17 protein-coding genes are annotated in these 24,366 nt (G+C 70.6%); 12 read left to right on the top strand and 5 right to left on the bottom strand.

The features are described from left to right. Positions 1-17: 17 nt before the first annotated feature. The 4 genes from BL253_RS20860 (at position 18) to BL253_RS20845 (ending at position 5,462) form a co-directional block, all read left to right on the top strand. Positions 18-1,295 (top strand): cytochrome P450, encoded by a 1,278-nt coding sequence (locus BL253_RS20860; protein ID WP_076818812.1) that lies wholly within the window; start codon positions 18-20, stop codon positions 1,293-1,295. A gap of 100 nt (positions 1,296-1,395) precedes the next feature. After that, positions 1,396-2,739 carry an LLM class flavin-dependent oxidoreductase gene (locus tag BL253_RS20855; protein ID WP_076818811.1) on the top strand — a complete coding sequence of 448 codons (1,344 nt, stop codon included), beginning with the start codon at positions 1,396-1,398 and terminating at the stop codon, positions 2,737-2,739. Between the two features lie 204 nt (positions 2,740-2,943). Continuing rightward, positions 2,944-3,879, top strand: coding sequence for a sugar phosphate isomerase/epimerase family protein (locus tag BL253_RS20850; protein ID WP_076818810.1), 936 nt, complete (start codon positions 2,944-2,946; stop codon positions 3,877-3,879). Positions 3,880-3,998: 119 nt separating this feature from the next. Next, positions 3,999-5,462, top strand: a complete 1,464-nt coding sequence (locus BL253_RS20845) for an aldehyde dehydrogenase family protein (protein ID WP_076818809.1) — start codon at positions 3,999-4,001, stop codon at positions 5,460-5,462. 122 nt (positions 5,463-5,584) lie between these two features. Here BL253_RS20845 and BL253_RS20840 read toward each other — a convergent pair whose 3' ends face one another. Next, on the bottom strand, positions 5,585-6,802 hold the full coding sequence (locus BL253_RS20840) for an NAD(P)/FAD-dependent oxidoreductase (RefSeq protein ID WP_198946337.1): 1,218 nt from the start codon (positions 6,800-6,802) through the stop codon (positions 5,585-5,587). A 67-nt stretch (positions 6,803-6,869) separates the two neighbouring features. Between BL253_RS20840 and BL253_RS20835 the strand changes: the two genes are divergently transcribed. From BL253_RS20835 to BL253_RS44800, 6 genes are all read left to right on the top strand, one after another. Then, complete coding sequence (locus tag BL253_RS20835; protein WP_076818808.1) at positions 6,870-7,733, top strand: 3-hydroxybutyryl-CoA dehydrogenase; 864 nt, start codon at positions 6,870-6,872, stop codon at positions 7,731-7,733. 12 nt (positions 7,734-7,745) lie between these two features. After that, the gene (locus tag BL253_RS20830) at positions 7,746-8,786 is read left to right on the top strand and encodes an LLM class F420-dependent oxidoreductase (protein ID WP_076818807.1); all 1,041 of its coding nucleotides are present in this window, start codon (positions 7,746-7,748) and stop codon (positions 8,784-8,786) included. Positions 8,787-8,886: 100 nt separating this feature from the next. Continuing rightward, the gene (locus BL253_RS20825; RefSeq protein ID WP_241834975.1) at positions 8,887-9,876 is read left to right on the top strand and encodes a thiamine pyrophosphate-dependent dehydrogenase E1 component subunit alpha; all 990 of its coding nucleotides are present in this window, start codon (positions 8,887-8,889) and stop codon (positions 9,874-9,876) included. A gap of 43 nt (positions 9,877-9,919) precedes the next feature. Next, positions 9,920-10,888 (top strand): alpha-ketoacid dehydrogenase subunit beta, encoded by a 969-nt coding sequence (locus tag BL253_RS20820; RefSeq protein ID WP_076818805.1) that lies wholly within the window; start codon positions 9,920-9,922, stop codon positions 10,886-10,888. 66 nt (positions 10,889-10,954) lie between these two features. Beyond that, a complete protein-coding gene (locus BL253_RS20815) occupies positions 10,955-12,370 on the top strand; it encodes a 2-oxo acid dehydrogenase subunit E2 (RefSeq protein WP_081438502.1) in 1,416 nt (471 codons plus the stop codon). Further along, positions 12,367-13,737: an FAD-dependent oxidoreductase gene (locus BL253_RS44800; RefSeq protein WP_076818804.1), complete on the top strand. Its 1,371-nt coding sequence runs from the start codon at positions 12,367-12,369 to the stop codon at positions 13,735-13,737. The genes BL253_RS20815 and BL253_RS44800 overlap by 4 nt, the downstream gene beginning before the upstream one ends. Positions 13,738-13,797: 60 nt before the next feature. Here BL253_RS44800 and BL253_RS20805 read toward each other — a convergent pair whose 3' ends face one another. From BL253_RS20805 to BL253_RS20795, 3 genes are all read right to left on the bottom strand, one after another. Beyond that, positions 13,798-18,663, bottom strand: coding sequence for a diguanylate cyclase (locus BL253_RS20805; RefSeq protein ID WP_076818803.1), 4,866 nt, complete (start codon positions 18,661-18,663; stop codon positions 13,798-13,800). A 448-nt stretch (positions 18,664-19,111) separates the two neighbouring features. Beyond that, a complete protein-coding gene (locus BL253_RS20800; RefSeq protein ID WP_158230385.1) occupies positions 19,112-20,359 on the bottom strand; it encodes an ABC transporter substrate-binding protein in 1,248 nt (415 codons plus the stop codon). Between the two features lie 630 nt (positions 20,360-20,989). Further along, on the bottom strand, positions 20,990-21,682 hold the full coding sequence (locus BL253_RS20795) for a TetR/AcrR family transcriptional regulator (protein ID WP_076818802.1): 693 nt from the start codon (positions 21,680-21,682) through the stop codon (positions 20,990-20,992). A gap of 308 nt (positions 21,683-21,990) precedes the next feature. On the opposite strand from BL253_RS20795, the gene BL253_RS20790 reads away from it, so the two are divergent. Beyond that, the gene (locus BL253_RS20790) at positions 21,991-22,872 is read left to right on the top strand and encodes an SDR family NAD(P)-dependent oxidoreductase (RefSeq protein ID WP_076818801.1); all 882 of its coding nucleotides are present in this window, start codon (positions 21,991-21,993) and stop codon (positions 22,870-22,872) included. After that, the gene (locus BL253_RS20785; RefSeq protein WP_076818800.1) at positions 22,869-24,110 is read left to right on the top strand and encodes a cytochrome P450; all 1,242 of its coding nucleotides are present in this window, start codon (positions 22,869-22,871) and stop codon (positions 24,108-24,110) included. The genes BL253_RS20790 and BL253_RS20785 overlap by 4 nt, the downstream gene beginning before the upstream one ends. Here BL253_RS20785 and BL253_RS20780 read toward each other — a convergent pair. After that, positions 24,093-24,344, bottom strand: a complete 252-nt coding sequence (locus tag BL253_RS20780; RefSeq protein ID WP_420801700.1) for an IS110 family transposase — start codon at positions 24,342-24,344, stop codon at positions 24,093-24,095. The genes BL253_RS20785 and BL253_RS20780 overlap by 18 nt on opposite strands. Between the last annotated feature and the right edge of the window lie 22 nt (positions 24,345-24,366).

The raw sequence follows: 24,366 nt of genomic DNA, 5'->3' as shown, positions 1-24,366 counted from the left end.
CGACATCGGAGGCAACCATGGCCGAACTCGCCGACCGCCCCGCGGCTGCCGCGGCGGCCGTACCCRCCCAGCCCGCGCACGCCGGCGTTCCTGACCAGGTCGCGGCCCGGGCGGCCAGCTTCGAGCTGCACGACCCGGCCATCCAGGACGACCCCTATCCGCTGTACCGCGAGCTGACCCGGCACTGCCCCGTCAGCTGGTCGGAGAGCCACGGCGGGCACTGGACGGTGACCAGCCACCGGCTGGCCACCGAGATCTTCCAGGACGCCGAGACGTTCTCCAACGGGCAGGCGCTGATCCCCAACTGGGACTTCCCGCTGGGCCCCCAGATCCCGGTCGAGATCGACGGCGAGCCGCACCGGCTCTACCGGCAGGCGCTCTCGACGCTGTTCAACCCGCGGATGGTCAACGGCATCGAGCCACGGATGCGGGCGACCGCCCACCGGCTCGCGACCGCCCTGGCCGCGGCCGGCTCCGGCGATCTGATCGGGGACTTCGTCGTCCCGCTGACGAGCGAGACGTTCCTGCACACGTTCGACCTGCCGGTCGAGGTGCTCGACGACCTGCTCGCGTTCAAGGACGTGCTCATCCACGGCGGCAGCGACGGGCGCGCGGGCCTGAAGCCCGGCGAGGAGGCCGTCGTCGGGTTCTTCCGGGAGCTGCTGGAGCGGCGCYGGGCCGAGGGGRCCGGTGGCGACGAYGTGATGAGCCATCTGCTGCGGGCACGTTATGGCGACCGGCCGCTGACCGACGACGAGGTCGTCGCGACGTCGGTGGTGCTGATGCTCGCGAGCCTCGACACCACCACGGCCACGCTCGGCAACGCGTTCGGCTACCTCGCCGAGCACCCGGACCGCCGGGACGTCCTCGTCGCCCACCCCGACAAGGTGCCGAACGCGGTGGAGGAGTTCCTTCGCTATGAAGGGGTCACCGGCACGACTCGCACCGCGACCCGCGACACGACGATCGGCGGCGTGCCCGTCGCCGCCGGCGACAGGATCATGATGGTGATCGGGGCGACCGGGCGGGACCCGGCCGTCTACGACCGCCCCGACGAGGTCGACTTCGACCGGGAGGGCATCCGGCACCTCACGTTCGGTATCGGGCCACATCGCTGCCTGGGCATGCATCTGGCCCGGCGCACGATGATCGTCGGTATCCAGGAGTTCCACGCCGTCGTTCCCGGGTACGACGTGGCCCCCGGGGACGCGCCGGAACGGGCCGTCGGCCACGTACGCGGCGTCCGCAGGCTGCCGGTCACGGCCACGCGCGTGGCCGCGCCGAACGAGGCATAGCCCGGGCCCGCGCGGATCACGCCCTCCCCGGACTCCATGAGGCTGTTGAATCCAGGATCCAATAAGCGGTCCCATGGCCGCCCACGGAAGGACTGTCGATATGCGCGTCTCCCTCTTCGTCGAGCTGCCGGTGCCCCGGCCGTGGAGCGACACGTCGGACCGCGACGTCTTCCACGGCACGCTCGACGCCCTGGAGCTCGCCGACAAGGTCGGCCTCTCGGGACTGTGGATCACCGAACACCACTTCCAGGAGGAGTACTCCCACGCCTCCGCACCCGAGGTCTTCCTCGGCGCGGTCAGTCAGCGGACCACCAATCTGCGGCTCGGCTTCGGGATCATGCACCTGCCCCCGGCGATCAACCACCCGGCCAGGTCCGCCGAGCGGGTCGCGACGCTGGACGTCCTGTCGAACGGGCGGGTCGAGTTCGGCACCGGGGAGGCGTCCTCGATGGCGGAGCTCGGCGGCTTCGTCATGGACCCCGGCAGGAAACGGGAGATGTGGCTCGAGGGCCTGACGGTGGCGCTCGGCTGCCTGAGCGAGTCGCCGTTCCCCGGCTACGAGGGAACCCACGTCTCCATGCCGGCGCGCAACATCGTCCCGAAGCCGGTCCAGCGGCCGCACCCGCCGGTCTGGGTGGCGTGCACCCGGCCCGCGACGACCGAGCTGGCCGCGCGGATGGGCATCGGCGCGCTGAGCTTCTCCTACACGGGGCCGTCGGCCGTCAAGCCGTTGATCGACAACTACTACTCGATCTTCGCCGCCGAGGCCAGGCCGCTGACCAGGGCAGTCAACCCGAACATGCTGATCACGGCTGGCGATCTCATGGTCGCGCGCAGCCATGAGGAGGCGGTCGACCGGATCGGGCTCGGGATCGGCTTCCACGGCTACGGCATCCGCCACTACTACGTCAGCGGCCGGCACCATCCCGGGAAGACCGCGGTCTGGGAGGACTACCTGCGCTCGCTCAGTGGCGAGCAGACCGGCGACGCCCGGCTGGAGGCGGAGGCCGCCGCCGACGCGAAGCGCGCGGACTGGCAGGCGCTCGCGCTGGCCAACGCGAAGAAGACCTCCGACGCGCACGGCGGCGTCGGTACGCCGGACGAGGTACGCGAGCAGCTACGCCGCTACGAGGAGTCGGGCCTGGATGAGCTGATGTTCCTGCTCCCGCCGGCCCGGCACGAGGACATCATGGAAAGCCTCGAGCTGCTCGGGAAGGAGGTCCTCCCCGAGTTCGTCGAGCGCGAGCAGGCCGGCGCCGCGGCGAAGGCGCGTCAGCGGGAGCCACTGGTCGAGGCCGCCCTCGCCCGCCACGAGCGGGTGCTCGGCGACGTCGACCCCGACTACTGGTTCGGCGGCGTGCCCAAGGCGTGGACCGGTGACGGTCGCGCCTCCGAGGTCGAGGACGCGGTGAAGGCCGCCCTGGCGGCGCGGGAAGGCAGCTGACCGAGGGCGGCCGGCGGGGAGGTGAACCTGGCGGCTCCCGGTCGGCGGGGGTGCGGGACAGGTGCCTCAGGGATGATCAAGCTTGACGCGCGGTCGTGAAGCCATGCATGGCCTTCCCGCGGTCTCAGGGGACTTCGGGCGAGCCTTTGACCCATTGAGACCTGTAGGTGCATCCTGAATCCAGGATGCTAACAAGGGGGCGATGTGACGAACACCCGCGCGGCCACGGCCGCTACGCCCACCGCCGAGGCGGGCGAGTCGCCGGCCGGCCCGGTGGGCCTCGACCTGGTCGCCTGCCACCACACCCTGTCGGGCGTCGGCGTCGCCGAGCCCGCGCGCTTCTCCTTCGCCGACCGGGTCGCCGTCGCCTCCGCCGCCGGTTTCGGCGGCATCGGGCTCACCTGGCTGGACTACGAGCATCTGCTCGCGCGCGGGCACAGCCCGGCCGGCCTGCGCACCCTCGCCGACGACAGCGGCGTACGTGTCGTCGAGGTCGAGTTCCTGAACGCCTGGTGGGCCGACGGCGAGCGGCGCGCCGAGGCCGAGAGGCACGAGCGGCTGGTCCTCGACATGGCGGCGGCCTTCGGCGCCCGGCACGTCGGCGTCGGCGCGAGCGTGTCGCCGGAGGCCGCGCCGCCCCACGACCTGCTGGTGGAGCGGTTCGCCGCGCTGTGCGACCGGGCGGCCGACCACGGCCTGCTCGTGGGACTGGAGTTCATGCCGTTCTTCGTGCTGTCCGACGCGCGGCGCGCCTGGCGGGTCGTGGCCGACGCGGGCCGGCCCAATGGCGGGGTCACGGTGGACGCCTTCCACGTCGGGCGGGGGACGACCGACCTGGTCATGCTCGGCGAGATCCCGGCGGAACGGATCGTCGCGCTCCAGCTCTGCGACGTCGCGGCCGACCCGGCCTGGCCGGTCCTGGAGGAGACGCTCGGCCACCGGCTGTGGCCCGGGCAGGGCGCGCTCGACCTCGCGGGCCTCGTCGACTGCCTGCTGCGGCCCGGCGCGGCGTTCCCGGTCGAGGTGGAGGTCCTCAACGCCGCGTATCGCGAGGACTCGCTGCCTGTGAACGCGCACCGTGCCGCCCGCTGCGCGCGCTCGGTGCTGGCCGAGGCCGCTGGCCGGGGTGCTGGCGGGTAGCGCCCGCGCCTCTTGCTGGCGCCTGTATCCAGGATTTAGGCTGGGCGTTGTTAGCCGGTGTGCCGCGCTTCCGTGCGTGACACCTGTGACCGGCAGGCCAGCGAACGCAGGAGCCAGCAATGACGCTCACCCTAGAGGACGCTCGCAAGACCCTTCCGGAGCCGGCGCTGTTCATCGGCGGCGAGAAGGTGACCAGCACGTCCGCTGGCAGCCTCGCCCGGGTCAACCCGAGCACGGGGACGACGCTCGCCGAGTTCCCGGTCGCGGGCCCCGCCGAGGTCGACGCCGCGGCGCGGGCGGCACACAAGGCGTTCCCGGCCTGGCGCCGGCTCACCGCCGACCGCCGCCGCGAGATCCTCTGGCGGATCAGCGAGCTGATCCGCCGGGACGCCGAGGAGTTCAAGACCCTCAGCGCACTCGAGACCGGGACGCCGACGGCCGTCAACAGGCTGGACATGGCGATCGACCAGTTCCAGTACTACGCGGGATTCGCCGACAAGTTCGCCGGTGAGCTCATCGCGAGCTACCCGGCGCCCGCCCTGGACTACGTGCGTTACACACCCTATGGCGTCATCGGCGCACTGATCACCTGGAACGGCCCGGTGGTCAACGCGTCGATGAAGCTCGCGCCGGCGCTGGCCGCCGGCAACACGGTCGTGCTCAAGAGCCCGGAGTTCGGGCCGTTCGCGATCATGCACCTCGCGGAGATCTGCGCCGAGGCCGGCCTGCCCGACGGTGTGCTCAACGTGCTGTCCGGCGGCCCTGAGACCGGCGAGGCGATCATCCGCCACGAGCTGGTTCGGAAGGTGTCGTTCACGGGCGGGCCGCCGGTCGCGGTCAAGATCATGGCGGCGGCCTCGGACTCCCTCACACCCGTCGTGCTGGAGCTCGGCGGCAAGTCCGCCAACATCGTCTTCGAGGACGCCGACATCTCCAACGCGGCGACCATGGCCGCCTTCATGAGCACGGTGGCGTCGTCCGGGCAGGGCTGCCTGTACCCGACGCGGCTGCTCGTGCACGAGTCCGTCTACGAGCAGGTGCTCGAGGGCGTCAAGGCCGTGGCCGAGTCCCCGACGATCGGTGACCCGCTCGACCCGGCGACGGGGATGGGCCCGGTGATCAGCCAGAGCGCGGTCGACCGCATCCTGGGCTACGTCGACGAGGCGCGCGGGACCGCCCGGCTGGTGACCGGTGGCGAGCGGCTCGGCGGCGACCTGGCGGGCGGCTACTTCATCAAGCCGACCGTGTTCGCCGACGTCGACAACTCCAGCAAGATCGCCCAGGAGGAGGTCTTCGGGCCGGTCCTCGCGGTCATGCCGTTCAAGACCGAGGAGGAGGCCATCGCCAAGGCGAACGACACTCGCTACGGCCTGGCGGCCTACGTCCACACCCAGGACCTGAAGCGCGCTCACCGCGTCGTCGAGGAGTTGGAGGCGGGCTACGTCTCGGTCAACAGCTTCCCGTCGATGACGGCGAGCGCTCCGTTCGGCGGCACCAAGATCAGCGGCTTCGGCCGTGAGGGTGGCCGCGCCGGCATCGAGGAGTACGTGCACCACAAGAACGTCTACATCCCCCTTACCTGACCCTGCCACGGGTGGCGACGCCCGGGGAGCGAGGCGGCGGGCCCGGCCGGCCCGCCGCCTCGCCGTCGGTCGAGCCACCCGTCGCCGGCGGGGGGAGATCCGGTGTCGCGGGGAGAGTGAGGTCAGCCGGCGATCGGCTCGCGCGGTGTCGGGGCCGCCTCGGCGAGCAGCCGCGCGCGGTGGGGAAGCAGCTGCCTCGGGCCGCCCGTGCCGACGATTCCCACGAGACGCCCGGCGCGATGGTAGCCCATCACCACCGGGCCCTCGTCGAGGTCGCCGTCCAGGACCCGCACGTCGTCGAGGCCCAGCCCCGGCGCCCCGAAGGACTGCAGCCGGATGTCGAACTGGTGCGTCCAGAACACCGGAAGTGGGGCGAACGCCGGCCCCACCGGCTCCCGGTCCGCGAGCCCCGCGAGCAGTGCCGGCGCCGCCTGTCGGGCCGTCTCGAGGGGGATGTTCCAGTGCTCGACGCGCGTCGCCACGCCTTCGAACATCCGGTTGGGGAAACGCGCGACATCCCCGACCGCGACGACGTCCGCCCGGCCCTCGGCCCGCATGAACTCGTCGCAGTTCACGCCGTTGGCCAGGTCCAGCCCGTTTCCGGTGAGCCACTCGACGTTCGGCACCGACCCGACGGCCTCGACGACCAGGTCACAGCCGAGGACCTCGCCGGAGGTGAGCACCACACCGGTCACGCGGTCCTCGCCCAGCAGAGCGCGCACGCCCCTGCCCAGCCGGAAGCGCACGTCGTGCGCCAGATGACGGCGCATCAGCATCGCGCCCAGCTCGAAGCCCAGCGGGCGCTCCATCGGCACCTGCTCGGGCGCGACGATCGTCACCTCACAGCCCAGGCGGCGCGCCGTGGCGGCCACCTCGCAGCCGATGAAGCCGGCGCCGATGACCACGAGCCGGGCCCCCTCGCGCAGGAGCGGCCGCAGCGTCAGGGCGTCGTCGAGGCCGCGCAGCGCGTACCGGCCGATCTTCGGCCCCGCCAGGCTGAGCCGACGGGACCGGACACCGGTGGCCACGACCAGCCCCTCGAACTCCACCTCCGCGCCGTCACCGGTCGTCAGGTGGCGGGCGGCCAGGTCACAGGCCACGACCGGCTCGCCCAGCCGCCAGCGGACGTCGCCGAGGTCGCGGGTCGCACGCAGCACGATCTTGTCGGACCCGTGCTGACCGGCGAGCAGGTCCTTGGACAGCGGCGGCCGGCTGTAGGGGGCGTGGCCCTCGGCGCCGAACACTGTGATCGGCCCGTCGTGGCCGGCGTCGCGCAGCGCCTCGGCGGCGCGGAGGCCACCGATGCCGGCGCCGACGACGGCGATCGGGAGATGCGCCACGGTTGTCCCTCCGGAGTCGACTGAGATGTAACAGTATCCTGGATACACGCATCCAATTCAGGGAGTCATGGTGGTCGACATCGTGAGCGTGGGGGTCGTCGGCGGCGGCCTCATGGGGGCCGGGATCGCCGAGGTCTGCGCCCGTGCGGGCCTCGACGTGATCGTCCGCGAGGTGACCGACGCCGCGGCCCAGGTGGCCCGCCAGCGCGTCGCCGGATCGCTGGACCGCGCGGTCGGCCGGGGCAAGCTCGCCGCCGGCGACGCGGAGGCGACGCTGGGCCGGATCCGGTTCACCACCGCCTTCGAGGACCTGACCGACGTGGGCCTCGCCATCGAGGCGGTCGCCGAGGACGAGGCGGTCAAACTGGAGGTGTTCGCCCAGCTGGACGCCGCGCTCGCCCGGCCCGACGCGCTGCTCGCCTCCAACACCTCGTCCATACCGATCATGAAGCTGGCGATGGCGACGGGCCGGCCCGAGCAGGTGGTGGGCATCCACTTCTTCAACCCGGTGCCGGTGCTGCCGCTCGTCGAGATGGTCACGTCCCTGGTGACCCGGCCCGAGGTCGTCGCGGACGCGGAGGCGTTCGTCGTCGGTGTGCTGGGCAAGACGGTGATCCGCTCGTCCGACCGCGCGGGCTTCGTGGTCAACGCGCTGCTGGTGCCCTACCTGCTCTCGGCGGTCCGCATGCTGGAGTCCGGGTTCGCCACCGCCGCCGACATCGACCAGGGCATGGTGCTCGGCTGCGCCCACCCGATGGGCCCGCTGCGGCTCGCGGACCTGATCGGGCTGGACACCGTCACGGCGATCGCCCAGTCCATGTACCAGGAGTTCAGGGAGCCGCTGTACTCGCCKCCGCCGCTGCTCATGCGGATGGTCTCGGCGGGTCTGCTGGGGCGCAAGAGCGGCCGCGGCTTCCACGCCTACGCCTGACGAGGGAGAACGATGAAGCTCGCGATGACGCTGCCCTACTCGGGTGACTTCCGGGCGGCGGCCAGGCTGGTGCCGGATCTGGAGCGGGCGGGGCTGGACGCCGTGCTGCTCCCGGAGGCGTACTCGTTCGACGTGATCAGCCAGATCGGCTACCTGGCGGCGGTCACCGAGCGGATGGAGCTCGGCACCGGAATCGTCAACGTGTACTCGCGGACCCCGGCCCTGCTGGGGATGACGGCGGCCGGGGCCGACCATGTGACGGGTGGCCGGTTCATCCTCGGGGTGGGGGCGTCGGGCCCGCAGGTCGTCGAGGGCTTCCACGCGCTGCCGTACACGAAGCCGCTCGCCCGCACCCGGGACGTGATCGAGGTCGTCCGCAAGGTCGTGCGCCGGGAGGTGYTGGTCCACGACGGCGCCGCGGTGACGATTCCGCTGCCGGCGTCCGCGGGGACCGGGCTCGGCAAGCCGCTCAAGTTGATCAACCGCCCGGACCGGCCGGCCGTGCCGGTCTGGTGGGCCGCCCTCAAGTCGGGGGCCGTGACGGCGGCGGCGGAGCTCGCGGACGGCTGGATCCCGTTCCTGTTCTTTCCCGAGCGGGCCGACCTGGTCTGGGGCGACGCGCTGGCGGCGGGCCGCGCCCGGCGCGCGCCGGAGCTGGGGCCGCTGGACGTGCTCGCCGGCGGTCGGACCGCGGTCGGCGACGACGTCGACATCGAGGCCGTCCGGGATGCGATCCGCCCGCATGTCGCGCTCTACGTCGGCGGGATGGGCGCGCGCGGCAAGAACTTCTACAACGACATCGTCGCCCAGTACGGGTTCGGGGACGCTGCCAAGATCGTCCAGGATCTCTATCTCGACGGTAAGAAGAAGGAAGCCGAGGCGGCCCTGCCGGCGGACCTGCTCGACGGGCTCGTCCTGGCGGGCCCGCCCGCCGCGGTGGCCGAGCGGGTGGCCGCCTTCCGAGCGGCGGGGGTGACCTACCTGGAGATCGTCCCGCACGGCCCGGATCCCGTCCGCCTGGTCGAGCGGATGCGGGCCATCGTCGACGCCTGAGCGAGTCCGGCGGCCTTTGACCCCGGGCCGACGTGGATGGAATGAGGATCCTGGACTGCGTATCCTGCATCCAAGACATCCACGGCAGAGGAGCCGACCGGTGGCCTTATCGCCAGAAGTACTCGCGGAGATGTATCGCCGGATGCTGCGGATCCGGCTGTTCGAGGAGAGCGCCCAGGCACTCAAGACCGAGGGTGTCATCCCGGGCTCGATCCACCTGTCCATCGGGCAGGAGGCGGAGATCGTGGGCGCCTGCATGGCGGTCGAGCGCCGCGACTACATGCTCGGCAACCACCGGTCGCACGGGCATCCGATCGGCAAGGGCGCGGCGCTCGCGCCGCTGATGGCGGAGCTGCTCGGCCGCAGGACCGGCGTGAACCAGGGCAAGGGCGGGTCGATGCACCTGGCCGACTTCAGCGTCGGCAGCCTCGGCGAGTCCAGCATCGTCGGCTCCGGCATCCCGGTCGCCGCCGGGGCGGCGCTCGCCGCCCAGCTGCGTGGTGAGGACCGCGTCTGCCTGTGCTTCTTCGGCGACGGCGCCTCCAACGAGGGGATGTTCCACGAGGGGCTCAACCTCGCCGCCATCTGGCACCTGCCGGTGATCTACCTCTGTGAGAACAACGGCTACGGCGCCACGACGTCGGCCAGGGAGGTCGTCGCCGTCACCGACATCGCCGACCGCGCGGCAGGTTACGGGATCCCGGGCGAGATCGTGGACGGCCAGGACGTCGTCGCGGTCCACGAGGTCGTGACGAGGGCGGTCGAACGCGCCCGCCGCGGCGAGGGCCCGACGCTGGTCGAGGCCAAGACCTACCGCTACGACAACCACGCCTTCGGCCTGCACATCGAGAACTACCGCACCACCGAGGAACGCGAGCAGTGGCTGCGGCGTGACCCGATCCCGCTGCTGCGCGACCGGCTCGTCGCCGACGGCGTCCTGTCCGACGACGCGGCGAAGACCGTCGAGGACGAGGCCCGTGCGGAGGTGGCCGCCGCCGTCGACTTCGCCCGCACAAGCCCGTTCCCGGAACCCGCCGAGGCCTTCGACCACCTGTTCACCGTTCCGCTGCCGGCCCGCACGGCCGGCTGACGGCGGACACGGACCGGGACCAGGGACTGGACAGGAGCGGGTAATGGCGAAGACCACGTATCTGATGGCCATCGGCGAGGCCATGCGCGAGGAGATGGAACGCGACCCGTCGGTGTTCATCCTCGGTGAGGACGTCGCGAACAACCTCTACGGCTCGACCAGCAACTTCGTCGAGGACTTCGGCAAGGAGCGGGTGCGCAACACCCCGATCTCGGAGGGTGCGATCGCGGGTGCCGCGACCGGCGCGGCGATGGCGGGCATGCGACCGATCGCCGACTTCAACATCGCGCCGTTCATGTACGTCGCGATGGACCAGATCGTCAGCATGACGGCGAAGTCGACGTACATCTACGGCGGCCAGACCAAGGTCCCGGTCGTCATGCGTGCCGTCATGCTCTACGGGAACGGCAACGCCGCCCAGCACAGTGACCGGCCGTACCCGACCTTCATGACGGTGCCCGGCCTGAAGATCATCGCGCCGAGCAGCGCTTACGACGTCAAGGGCATGCTCAAGAGCGCGATCCGCGACGACGACCCGGTGCTGTGCTTCGAGGACGGCAACTGCTGGTTCACCGCCGAGGACCTGCCCGACGAGGAGTACCTCGTGCCGCTTGGCGTCGCCGACGTCAAGCGTGAGGGCACCGACGTCACGGTCGTCGGCATCGCCGGCGCGGTCCCGCAGGCTCTCGCGGCGGCCGAGCTCCTGGCGGAGGAGGGCGTGTCCGTCGAGGTCGTCGACCCGCGCACGCTCGCCCCGATGGACACCGACACGATCCTCGCCTCCGTGGAGAAGACCGGCCGGCTGGTCGTCGCCGACCCCGCGCACGAGGTCTGCAGCGCGGCGAGCCAGATCGCGGCGGTCGTCGCCGAGCACGGCTTCTGGCACCTGCAGGCACCGATCGTGCGGGTCACCACGCCGCAGATACACATCCCGTTCGCCCCGCCGCTGGAGGCGCCGCTGTTCCCGTCGAGCGAGCGGATCGCGGCGGCGGTCCGGTCCGTCCTGGAATAGCCGGCGGCTCCTTCCAGCACGGCTACGGCGCCGAGACGGCGAGGACAGGCGAGGAGGGCGGACCGGGTGCCGGTCGAGATCAGAATGCCCCAGTGGGGCATGGCGATGAAGGAAGGTGCCGTCAACCGATGGCACAAGGCGGTCGGTGACAAGGTCGCCCTGGACGACGTGCTCGCCGAGATCGAGGCCGCGAAGACCAACGGCGAGCTCGTCGCGCCGGTCGACGGCGTACTCGCCAGCATCCTCGTCCCGGAGGGCGAGGTGGCCCAGGTCCAGCAGGTCCTCGCGGTCATCGCGCTCGCCGGCGAGGACCCGGCCGAGGTGTCCGGCGCGCGGCCCGACGGGCCCGTGCCCACGGTGGTGACGGGAACCGGTGGGCCGCGTCCGGCCGGGGGCAAGGCCGCCCCGGTCGTGCCCGCGGCCCGCAAGCTGGCCAAGGAACACGGTCTCGACCCCGCCGCGGTGGCCGGCACCGGTCCCGGCGGCCGTGTCCTGGTGGACGACGTGCGGCGAGCCCTCGCGGAGCGCGAGCGGGCCGCCGCCGCGCCTGCGCCGAGCTCCGCGCCGTCGGCGCCCACGAGGGAAGCGGGCGCCGACCGCCCCATGCCCGCGTCGCCGGTCGCGCGCCGGACCGCCGAACGTCTCGGCGTCGACCTCGACCGCGTTGTCGGCACCGGCCCGGGCGGGCGCGTCACCAAGGAGGACGTGGAGCAGGCCGCCGCCTCGGCCAGCGCCTCGAACGGCTCGGGCGCCGTCGCCGTGGCGCCGGTGGGGCGGCCGCCGGCGGTGGCGGGTCAGCGCGCGCCGATGAGCGGGATGCGCCGGATCATCGCGGCGCGGATGCGCGACAGCCTGCGGGACTCGGCCCAGCTCACCCTGGGGCGCCGCGTCGACATGACGGCGGCGGTGGCGCTGCGCACCGCGCTGGTCGCGGACTGGGCGGCGCTGGGCGCCAAGCCCTCGTACACCGATCTCGTCGTCGTCGCCGCCGCCCGGGCGCTGCGGGAACACCCCGGCCTCAACGCGGTGCTGCACCCGGAGACCCAGGAGGTCGAGCTGCTCGGCCCGGTCGACGTGGGGCTCGCGGTCGCGCTCGACGACGGCCTGGTCGTCCCGGCGATCCGGGCCGCTGACACGCGGACCCTGTTCGAGGTGGCGGGTGAGAGCCAGCGGCTGGCCGAGGCCGCGCGGGCCGGGACACTCGGCCCCGACGACCTCACCGGCAGCACCTTCACCGTCACGGCGCTCGGCTCCGCGGGGGTGGAGTGGTTCACTCCGGTGCTGAACCCGCCGGAGGTGGCGATCCTGGGCGTGGGGGCGCTGACCGACGAGGTGGCCTGGGACGGTGACACCCCAATGCGGCGCCGGGCGATGACGCTGAGCCTCACCATCGACCACCAGGTCGTCGACGGCGCACCGGGAGCGGCCTTCCTCGCCACCGTCGCCGACCTGCTGGCCCACCCGCACAGGCTGCTGCGGTGAGCGAGCACTACGACGTCGCCGTCATCGGCGGCGGGCCGGCCGGGGTGGCCGCCGCCCGCCGCGCCGCCGAGCTCGGCGCGAAGGTCGCCCTGGTGGAGCGGGAGCGGCTCGGGGGCATGTGCGTCAACGCCACCTGCATCCCCACGGAGATCCTGCTCGACGTCGGGCGCACCACGCTGTCCGCCGTCGAGCTCGCGGGCACCGGGGTGCTCGGCGGCGGCGTCGACCTGCGGGTCGGCGGCGCGGTCGCGCGCGCCGCCGGGCTCGTGGGCCAGCTTCGCGACGGCGTGGCCGCGGCCCTGCGGTTCGCCGGCGTCCGCCACCTGACGGGCAACGCGGCCTTCGTCGACGAGGAGACGCTCAAGATCGGCGGGGAGTCCGAGGCGACGCTGACCGCGGACGCGTTCGTGCTGGCGACCGGTGCGTCCTGGGAGGTGCCCGCGCTGCCCGGCGTACCCGCGTCGAGGATCCTGACCCCCGACGTGGTGCAGGGCATGGGCGAGCTCCCGGCGAGCGTGGTGGTGCTGGGACCGGACGCCGGCGGCACGCCGTTCGCGGTCGAGTACGCCTTCCTGCTGTCCGTCTTCGGCGTCGAGACGACGCTGGCCTGCCCCACCGGCGCGGTGGTGCCGGGGCTGGACCCGGACCTGCAGGCCCTCGTCGTCGACGGCCTCGAGACCCTCGGCTGCGCGGTGCACCGCCAGGTGACGGTGCGCGGCGGGACGGACGGGACCGTGGCGCTGGGCGCGGACGGGCCGGAGGTCGCCGCCCAGGCGGTGCTGGCGGTCGACGTGCGGGTGCCGTCGGTGGCCGGACTCAACCTCGCCGGCGTCGGGCTGCCCGACTCCGCGCCGATCACGGTCGACGGTGCCTGCCGCACCGCGGTGCCGCACGTCTTCGCCGCGGGCGACGTCCTCGGCGGGGCGTTGCTGACCTCGGTGGCCGAGCACACCGGCCGGGTCGCCGGGGAGAACGCCGCGGGCGGCTCGGCCAGGGCACGGACCGTCGCCGTGCCGCGCTATGTGGGCGTCCGGCCCGAGATCGGCTGGGTCGGGCTCGGCGAGCCGGCCGCGCGGCGTGCGGCCGGAGACGTGAGGGTCGGCGTCGCCGACCTGGCGCACAACGCCCGGACGGTCGCCGGAGGCGGTGGCGGCGGCGCCGTGAAGGTCATCGCCGGCCCGGACGGCGAGCTGCTGGGCGTGCACTGCGTCGGCCCCGGCGCCGGCGAGATCGTCGGCACCGCCGCGGCTCTCCTACAGGCGGAGGTCACCGTCGACGACGTCGCCGCGCTCGTGGCCTGGCACCCCAGCCCGCTCGAAAGCCTCATCGCCGCCGCCGCCGACGTCACCTCCAGCGCCGACGTCTGAGCCGGGGCGGACGCCTCTGCTCTGCTGAGGCGCTGGTGACCGCGCCACGACGAAGCCCGTCTATCGGGACGCGGRCAGTGGATGTGCTGCTTCCACACGGTCGCGGCCTTCGCCCTTGGCCCGGTACAGCGCGGCGTCCGCGAGTTCGACCAGTGCCGCCACGTCGTCGTCGGGACCGGGAGTGGCCGCCGCGACACCGACGCTGACGGTGACGACGCGGCCCTTGGCCTGCGGGTGTGGTTCGGCGAGCCCGGCGACGGCGGTGCGCAGCCGGTGGGCGATGCGGGTGGCGATGGTGGTGTCGGCGCCGGGCATGACGACGGCGAACTCCTCGCCGCCGTAGCGGGCGGCGAGATCGGTGCCGCGGATGCTGGCGGCCAGGCACGCCGCTACGCGTCGCAAGCACTGATCGCCTGCGGTGTGGCCGAAGTGGTCGTTGTACGACTTGAAGTGGTCAATATCGATCATGGCAAGCGCGACGGGAGATGCCCGGTCCGCGGCTGCGTGCCACGCGGCGTTGAGGACCTCGTCGAGCTGCCGCCGGTTGGCCAGCCCGGTCAGCGGGTCGGTGGCGGCGAGCTGTTCGAGGCGTTGGTTGGCGGCGGCGAGCTGTTCGGTGCGTTCGGCGACCTTACGTTCAAGGGAGGTGTAGACGAGGGCATTCTCGAGGGAGACGGCGAGCTGTCCGGCGATGAGCATGATGCCGTCGAGGCGTTCGGTGGTGAACGCACCGCGGATCAGCCGGTTCTCGAGCAGGAGCATGGCTCGCAACTCGTTGCGGATGGTGATGGGGATGGCGAGCAGGGAGACACGGTCGAGGTCGGTGAGGTAAGGGWCGTTGCGGAACCGATCGTCGCGGGTGGCGTCGTCGACGACGACGGGTTCTCCGGTGCGTTCGGCGTATCGGACGACCGAAGGCGGGAGGAGGTGCCGACGGGCGGCCTCGTCGAGGGGCACTGTGTCGCTGTGGTCGAGCGGTGCCGTCCAACCGTGCTGGTCCTGGTCGCGGAGCAGAAGACGGACGCCGGTGGCGCCCGTCATCTCGCCCAGGATGCCCACGACCTTCGTTCGTAGACCGTCGATGGTCGTCTCGGAGCTCAGCGCCCGGGAAGCGGCGACGATTCCAAGCATGTCGAGCGCACCGGTTGTGACGGTGGACCGAGTGCTGGCCTGCGTCGTTCGAGCGGCGGGGTGGGCGTAGTCAAGCTGGCTGACCTTCGCGGTCGCGCCCCAGGCCTGGTACTGGTCCCGGGCGCAGGCAAGCTGTCTCTGACCGATTTCCTGGATGCCGTGAGCCAGATAGAACCTGGCTGCGCGTTCCAGGATCAGCGCTCGATGCCACGGGCGGGTCCGTGCGGAGGCTTCCCGCTCCGCCGCGTCGAACGCGTAGACCGCCGCACGGAAGTCGCCGACCGCCCACGCCCGCTCCGCCTCCACCAGACGCAGTAGATGCCCAAAGTTCGCCGGCGCGTCGGCGGCACGGTCGGCTAGCCATACGATCAACTCGTTCAACTCGCCCAGTACGCCGTCGCGCTGGTCCGGGGCCGCCGCGCGTGCCTGGCCCGCCAACGCCAAGGCCCGTAGCAGACGTCCCGTTATCGACAAATATGCTGACTCGAAGGTCGGCAGTAACCGCATCATGGCGGCTGTGTGCTGTTCCAGGTCAGCCGGATGATCGAAGATGGCGGCAGCAAACGCTTGGGTGGAGTGTAGGTGGGGCATGACGACCTGGTCGTCCAGCAGGCTCGGCGCGAACGCCTTGCCGACCGCCGGTTCGGTGGTCTGGCCTTGCAGCTCTCGCGCCAGATCGTGGTATACCCGGAACACCTCGACAGCCTGTCCGTTGCCGGTACGCGTGGCTAACGCCAGTGCCTCGTCGGACTCGGCGGCAACGATTTCGAGCGACGGCGCGCAGTCGAGGAGGATCGGTATCAGAACAGAGTGCGTAAAGCACGCGTTCAGCAGATCACCGCTTTGGATCAGGCCCTCCAACGCGCGACGCGCCGTGGACACGTTGTCCTCAAGGGGTTCGAACCAGTGACCAGTACCGGCCACGTACAAGAACTGTGCCAGCGACAGGTCGGGTTCGTAGCCGCGGGCCCGGCTCACGGCGAGAATCCGCCTCATCAGGCGGTGTCCGGTGCGGTAGTCATGCCTGCGGGTGACGGTCAGGGAGYCGATCCAGCCGCTCGGGCCGACGAGGGCGGGGTCCGGGCCGTCTCGAGCCCACGTCCGCAGGGTCGCCACGGTCAGCCATGCCTGCATCGCGGGGTCGCAGCAGAAGGCCGGAGCCATGAGCCCGTTGATGAGCTGGATGGCGCCCAGACGTGAACGGTCGGTGATGCTCTGCCGACATAGGTCGTCGCGCTCGCTGGTCCGGTCGATCCACTGGTAGAGCTCGTCAAGCCCCTGGTCGATCTCCACGTCCAGATGGTCGCGATCCGGGACGGCGGGGTCCAGACGCCGCAACGCCTCGAGGCCGAGCTTCATCGCCTCGCCGGCGTGGCCCCGGTGGAACAGGCTGCCTACCTGCAGCGCGGTYGCCGACGCGCAAAGGGCCGCATCGGCGCACAGCCGGCTGATGGCCTGGTACTCCTCGTCCGCCTCCTCCAGCCGACCCAGCCGGTACAGCACGGCATRCCGATCGATGTGGGCCGCCAGCAGTTGACCAGTGTCAGTCGGTTCGATGAGCCGCAGCGCCGCGGCCAGGAACCTCTCCGTCAACGGAGACTCGATGAGTCCCTTCGCCTGGTCGGCGGCCTGCCGGAACACCTCGACCATCGTGCGCCGCTCTGCTGCGTCGTGCACCGCGTGGCCCGCGAGCAGGTACTGCTCCGCCGCCACGGCGATGAACTCGTGTCGGTCGGCCAGGTGCCGGGCCAGGTCCAAGCGCACCGCGTCCTGTTCCTGGACGGTAAGGCTTTCCAGGATGGACTGTTGGGTGCGGTCGTGATGGAATTCCACACTGGGCCGCCCGGCCAGTGTGAGCACCAGCAGACCGGCGGCAAAAGCCGGAGCGAGTCGCTGTTCGAGTTCGTGTCCCGTGARCCCGGTCGCCGCCTCCAACAGCTCCAGCTCCGCGCGACCCGCCAGGCACGCCATCACCGCCGACAACTGCCTGGTTGCCGCCGGCAGGGTGGCCGTGCGGGCAGCCAACAGCCCGGTCACGTCCACCCGTGCCAGTCGCCGGCTCAACACCCCCTTGTCCCACCGCCAGCCCTCCTCGCCGCGTGACAGCAACCCGTCCTGACGCAACGAGTTCAACAACTCAACAGCGTCGTACGGATTTCCCCCGGTCGATGGCTCGATCATCCGTGCCAACTCCGCGGCGGGCCGTGGAGCCAGGTCCAGCAGGTCGGCCACCATGGCGGCCTGCCCGTCCGGTCTCAGATTGCCCAGACGCAACAGACGCGGCCCGGACTGCTGGCGACGCCACCGGGTAAGCGTCGGCGCGAGCGGATGGGCCGCGTCCACCTCAGAGTCCCGGAAGGCGCACACCAGCATCAGGCCCTCGACCGCCTCCTCGCCGCTGAAGACCAGGTCGAGGAAGCCGATCGGGGTCCGTCCGGCCCACTGCAGGTCGTCGACGAAGAACACCACTGGCCGCTTTCGGGACGCGACCGCACGCAGCACCTCAACCGAGTTGTGCTGCGCCCTCACCCGCGCCGTCATCGGATCCCCTGGATCCGGAGACGCCTTCAGCAGTGTCGCCAGCTCCGGCACGACCACCRCCACCAGCCCGACGTTCGGCCCCAGCGCCCGCAGCATTCGGTCACGTGCCTCGGCGAGGGGCTCCTCCGGTTCGGCCAGCAACAACCGGCCCAGCGCTCGGAACGCCTGCCGAACACCGTCGTACTCGTGGTCATGGCGGTACTGATCGAACTTACCCGCCACGAACCAGCCGTCGACATCAGCGACAGTCCGTCGCAGCTCATGAGCCAGCGACGTCTTGCCTACCCCCGGCACACCGCTGAGCACGACCCCCGGGCAACGACCAACCATCGCCTCGGCGAACGCCGTTCTCAGCTCCTCGATTTCCCGRCCACGCCCGGCAAGACGGGACGGTRCCAGCGGCCGAGCCGGAAAATCACGCTCACCAGGACGCGTCACCACACCGCCCTGGCGTACCAGCGCGAGATCATGTACAAGCCCGTCGGCGCTCTGATATCGGTCGTCTGGTTCCTTCTCCAGYAGGTGCAGGATGATTACTGACAACTCCACCGGTACTGCCGGATTGATGGCTGACGGCGCCACCGGCACCCGCGTCAGATGGTCATGAATGATCCGCAGTGGGTCGTCCGTGCCGAAGGGCGGCGTACCTGTCGCCAACTCATACAACGTCGCCCSGAGGGCGTACAAGTCGGCTCGCTGATCCACTGGGCGCCCCGTCCGCCCGGTCTGTTCCGGCGCCAGGTACGGCACCGTTCCGACAATTTCCTGGTAGTGCAGGAATACGGGCTGAACCACCGTGAATGTCGTCGCCAATGAGAAATCTATAAGAAACGGGATATGCAAGTCGGAACTCACCACGACGTTCGCCGGGTTGATGTCACGATGCACCACGCCGTGGCGGTGTATTTCCGCGGCCGCCCGCGCGAGCAGTTCGGCCATGCGGACCAGCTCGACCGGGTCCCAGGGTGTCGTCCGTTCGGACAGCGCGGTTCCGCCGACGTCGGCCATCAGGAGCGACCCTGGGCACGGCGGCGCACCAACTGCCAGGTGCGCGACCCCGTGGGCTTCGGACAGTCGTTCGAGGATCTCCGCCTCGTGCCGCAACCGTTCCTGCGCCGCCGRCCCCAGCGGCTCCTTCCGGATCACGCTCCTGGTTGGGAGCACCAGCCGGGTGATCCGAGTCCGCTGCGACTCGTGGAGCAGCTCCACCGTCACTCGCGGATCAAGGCCGGGCGGCGTACCGTCGGTACCCATCGGCCAACCTCACGTAACGTCACGAACTACCTACGTATGGAGTCTGCCCCGATAGGGCATGGCAGCAACAAGGCGGTTTCTGGCCGCTCTGGCGCCGGCGAGCAGAGCCATCGAGACCTGGAGCTCTTGGGCGTGTGCGGCTTGACCCGGATACTCGTCCATCAGACAGGCTGATCCGCCCGGATCGTGGGTGGCCACCTTGTGTTCGGTGTCGGCGCGCGTCGGCGTCGGGCGCGGTTGTCCTGGCCGCCTCGTGACCACTCTCTGAGGCCCGGAGTGGTCGAAGCGGCGATCTCGGGGCTTGGCACGTGCTGGCGAGGCGGGGGGCGAAAATACACCGTTGGCAGCGACGAGGAAGCCGCCAACGGGAGTTACCCCACCGATCGGTGGGGTAACTCCCGTCGTGAGCTTTCTTACGGCACTGTCAGCGGACTTCGTGTGTACGGGGTCAGTTGGCGATGCGCTCACCGCACCAGCGGATGTCCTCGGAACCGTCGCTCGGCACTGGTTCAAATCCTGTTCCGTCGGCGTTCACACGCATGAAGAAATAGCAGTTGTTGAGAACTCCGCGAGACGTCGCCAGGTTCACCGGCGAGGKTAGGAGACCGTCGGCGTCGTAGGTGGTGTGGGACAGGGAGGTGATGAAGTCCTCACGTGTCGGACAGGCGCCTGCCACCTCAAGCCCGCGGAGGAAAAGATCGGCGCCGATATAGCCGTGCAGAGCCCAGGTCTGGGTTTTGCTGGGAAGCTCGGGAGCATAACTATTCATGGCATCCATGTACCTTCGGATACCTGGTGTCTGGGTTTCGAAGGGCGTGTAGTACGTGTAGGAGGTCATGCCTGCGATCTTTGATCCGTATTTCTGCAGCAGTGCGGGATCATAGCCGTCGGGGCCGAACGCGGTCTTGTACGTAGCACCGGACGACCGGAGTGCCGCGACGATCGACGCCATCCCCGCGCCGGGAATCGACGCCACCAGCACGTCGGCGTGGGAGGAGGCGAAATCCTGCGCCACCCTCTCGGGCGGCGTGATGCCGTCGCGGAACTCCGTGGTCCCGACCACCGGGATTCCCTGCGAGTTCAGGCTGGCCGTGAGCTTTTTGACGACATCGTTGGCGGCGGCCGAAAGTGGCCAATTTATGACGAACGCCTTCGTCCCGCCCTGGCGCCGCGCATACTGGCCGAATGTCGTCGTGGCCCCCTGGGCATAGGGATAGACGGCGCCGAACATGTTCTGATGCTGGGCCCACGCGGGCTCGAGGGCGAGTCCTGTCACTGGTATACCCTCGTTCGCGAGGTAGTCAGCCGATCCCGTCGCCGTCACCGACTCCTCGATAATTCCGAAGACGTTCCCGTGCTCCACGAGGTCCTTGGCAGCGTTGAGGTTGCTGTCCAGGGATTGACTGTCGTCGCGCCACTCGAGCACCACCTTGCGGCCGTGGACGCCTCCCTGCGCGTTGAGGCTGGCGATACGTGCCTCGACGCCGGCGCGTGTGGGCGATAATGTCGATGACTCAGGGCCCGAGTCTGGGTAGATAAAGCCTAAGCGGATGTCCTTCTGGCTGACGCCCGGCGAAGAACACCTGCCGCTGGATGGAGAGTTGTCCGCGCCCGCRCATCCACTCGCCGTAAGCGCTATGCTCAGAGCGAGGCTGGTCGCCGCTGTCATGGCCAGCCGCTGTCGTTCGTTGATCATAATATTTCCCATGTGAGAAGGACACCCGGACAAAAGGTCGTCGTGGGTGTGGGGTGTCGCGGTCCTACTGCCGGCTCACGGTCAAGGAGTCGAGGCCTTGGGAGGCGCTCGGGGGTGTGACAACAGGACGCAACATGTTCGAAGTAGAACATGGATCCAGGATACTGATATTTCATCTGGAGGCAACATTCTCGGTGTGACTCATGCGGGAGTGTTGGTTAGCTGGTGGGTGTCAAGTGCCCGATTTCCATCGGGAAGATGTCTGTCGCGGTGATCCGGCGGGGCGCGGAGCGCTTGCTGTCGAGACAGCGGCCGACGGCCGGCCTGKCGGTGACCGTTCATGTCATGGCGTCCGTCCGAGCGGGCTAAGTGACGTGGTCGCGCCTCGGGGAACCCGCGTCGTCCCTTGGGAGACCGGCGGACATGGCGGCGCGCCGGATCTGGTCGTTGTCCCGACAAATCGGGGCGATCTTTTCCTTGAAAGGTCGCCACTGCTCCGGCGGCGACACGGCCTGGCGGCCGCGGTGGATCAATACGGCGGCCCTGTGACCGATTCCTCCAGGTGGACACCGCGGTCGCCGGCGATGCCGGGCGTCGCCGGCTCAGTCCAGCTTCTCCTGGTAATCGGGATCAGTGGTGAAGTCCCACATCGTGGTCGTCGCTTCCTGCCTCGGCCGCGGGTGAGATCGTCGTCCCCAGGAGTTGCTGGCGCAGGGTCGCGGCCAGCCACCGTTCGTAGCGGTCCGGGGTCCAGCCCCGGTCCTCGATGAGCTCGCGGTAGACGGCGGCCCGCGAGAGCGCCCACACGACGTCGACGGCCAAGTGGGCCGACACACCCGGCGCGAGCTGGCCGGCGATGCCGGYGATCACTTTGATGATCGTGTCGTCGGCCACCAGACGCAGCGCCCCCCACATCTGGGCCACCCTCGGGTCCGTCCGGATCRCCTCGTCCACCAGCATCGCGATCGTCGCCCCGACCTCGAGCTGATGGCGGATCCAGCGGGCGGCCAGGGTGAGACGCTCGACRGCGTCGGGCTCGGCCAGCGCCGCCTCGACCAGGCTGGCCAGCTCCGCCTCGCGGAACCAGACCCGGCGGATCTCGCGCAGCACCTCGCGCTTCGAACCGAAGATCGCGTAGACGCTGGCGGTCGAGACCCGGGCGTCCCGGGCGATCTGTTCCATGGTCGTGCGGGCGTAGCCCTGGGCCGCGAACAGGGCCAGGGCTACGCGGGCGATGGTCTCGCGGGTCGCGGCGGCCTGCCGCTGGCGGTGCGTGCCGTCGCGGGACGGGTGGTCAGCCGGCGGCACGTCGTCGAACGCCACGGGGTCGGACCCTCCTCTCGCGATGTGTAGAGCAAAGCTCTAGTCAGTCTAGTGGAGATATATTATCGCCTTCGACCGCTTCGCGCCCACCAAGCTCGACGGGCCGCCGCGACTCGCGGCGTAGGGCCCACCACTAGCGGATCGTTTTGTGCATCGTGCCCTTTCTTTATCCGGCATAAAGGCCGATATAGGGTTGATTTATTCAATCTAGACTCACTATAGTTAAGATGATATAGTGGATACTTGGCCCCGAGGGGTGGAGGCTCTGGCGCGGCCATTCCCCGAGCTCGGCAACACTGGGAGGAACAGTGCGCCTGCGAGACAAGGTMGTGGTGATCACCGGCGCCGGCGGCGGCATGGGACGAGCGTCGACCCTGTTGTTCGCCCGGGAGGGCGCCCGGGTCATCGCGACCGACCTGAACGAAGCCTCAGGCCTGGAGACCAGGCGGCTCGCGGCCGAGGCCGGGCTGAGCTGCGAGTTCGTCCAGGGCGACGTGACCGATCCGGCCGACGTCGCCCGTGTCCTCGACGTGGCGATGAGCCAGCACGGGCGGCTCGACGTCCTGTTCAACAACGCCGGCGGCGGCGCCGTCGGCGCGACCGGCGACCTGACCAAGGTGAGCGACGACGAGGTCGAGGCCTGCATCGCGCTCAACCTCAAGGGCCCCATCCACGGCTGCCGCGCCGCCATTCCGCTGATGATCGCGGGTGGCGGGGGCGTCATCGTCAGCACGGCCTCGATCACCGGCATGCGCGGCCAGAACACTCTCGGCGTGTACGGCGCGGCCAAGGCCGGCGTCATCAACCTCACCCAGTACGTCGCCTGGGAGTACGGGCCGGTGGGAATCCGGGCCAACGCCATCTGCCCGGGCGCCATCCAGACCCCGGCGCTGGAGCGCTCGATGATGAGCAATCCGCGGACCCGGCCGGTGATGGAGTACTTCCGGCACCAGTCGCCGCTGCACCGCGTCGGGCGGCCCGAGGACATCGCCGAAACGGCGCTGTTCCTGGCCAGCGACGCCTCCGCGCACATCACCGGCCAGGCCATTCCGGTCGACGGCGGGATGACCTGCGGGACGTTCCTCGACCCGGCCCGGATCCGCGCGCTCGCCGAGGACGTCCTGCGTGACGGCGCGGCCCCGACCGCCACAGACCCGACCGCCACAGACCCGGCCGGGGCCACGTCATGACCGCGTCCACCGTCGAGGGCGGCATCGAGGACGGCGTCGACCCGCTCAACCCGTTCGCCGCGCCGGCCTTCACCCGCCGTCCGCACCCCGAGTACGACCGCGTCCGCGCCCTCGACCCGCTGCCCCACTGCGCGGGGGTGGGCTGGATCGCGCTCGCCTACGAGGACTGCCGCGACCTGCTCAAGTCCGACCTGACCCGCCAGGCCGACCCGGCCGAGTGGCAGCCCGACTACGGCCTGCCCGGCATCGAGGAACTCCAGCAGACCATCCGCGAGTGGATCGGCATGTCGAACGAGCCGGAACACAAGCGCCGGCGCGCGCTGGCCGACCGGGCGTTCAAGCGGACGTCCGTCCATGGCCTCCGCCAGATCATCGACAGCTACGTCGACCAACTGATCGACGGAATCCAGGCCGACGGCGGCGGCGACCTCGTCGCCGATCTGGCCTACCAGCTCCCGATGTACGTGATCTGCGAGATGCTCGGGATGCCGGAGTCCGACCGTGACCTCCTGCACGACTGGACCCACGACATCAGCGTCACCTACTCGCCGATCGTCACCCGGGAACAGATCCAGGCCGGCATCACCGCCGCCCAGCAGATGCAGGCCCACTTCCGCGAGCTGATCGCGGCACGCCGGGCCGACCCACGCGAGGACCTGCTGACCGGCTTCGCGTTCGCCGAGGAGAACGGCCACACCCTGACCGAGCATGAGATCGCGTCCAACGCCGTGCTCGTCTTCCTGGCCGGCCACCAGACCACCGCCAGCGCGATCGGCGGCGGCCTGCTCCAGCTGTTCAGCGAGCGCAACGCCGCCCAGCTCGCGGCGGTGCGCGCCGGCCGGCCGAAGATCCTTCCGGCCGCGGTCGAAGAGATCATGCGCTACAGCGGATCGGTGCACGCGGTCTGGCGGGTCGCGGACGCCGACTTCTCCCGCCGGGACAAGCAGATCCGGCGGGACGACACCATCGTCGTCGCCCTGGGTTCGGCCAACCGCGACCCCGGCGTCTTCGACGCGCCGCACGTCTTCGACGTCACCCGGCCGGTCACCGCCCCGCACCTCGGATTCGGCTGGGGCGCCCACTTCTGCCTCGGCGCCCATCTGGGCCGGCTGGAGATCGGCACCGTCGTCGACAGGGTCCTCGACCGCCTACCCACCCTGCGGCTGCTCACCGAGGACCCCGAACCGGGCGGCCAGATCCACCACCACGGCCCCAAATCCCTACCGGCCACGCTCTGACTCGGCGCGTATCCCACCGGCGCGGGCGACCGTGCCACGCGAGCCGCCCAGCCGGCCGTGCTCGGCCAGCTTCTCGAACAGGGCGCGCAGGGCGGGTTCGTCGTCGGGCAGCGGCCGGTCGTGCAGCTTCTTCCCGGCCGGGTCCAGGGCGGTCGCGTGGTGGGTGGACCTGCCGACGTCGAGCCCACAGAACACGGTGGAGGACTCGACCGTGGTCTTGTCGACTTCCTCCAAGTGGATCACCGTCTGGGGTCGG

It is taken from the genome of Pseudofrankia asymbiotica, assembly GCF_001983105.1.
Classification (GTDB): domain Bacteria; phylum Actinomycetota; class Actinomycetes; order Frankiales; family Frankiaceae; genus Pseudofrankia; species Pseudofrankia asymbiotica.
Note: the sequence above shows the minus strand (reverse complement) of the source record. Positions and strands in the feature narration are given on the sequence as shown.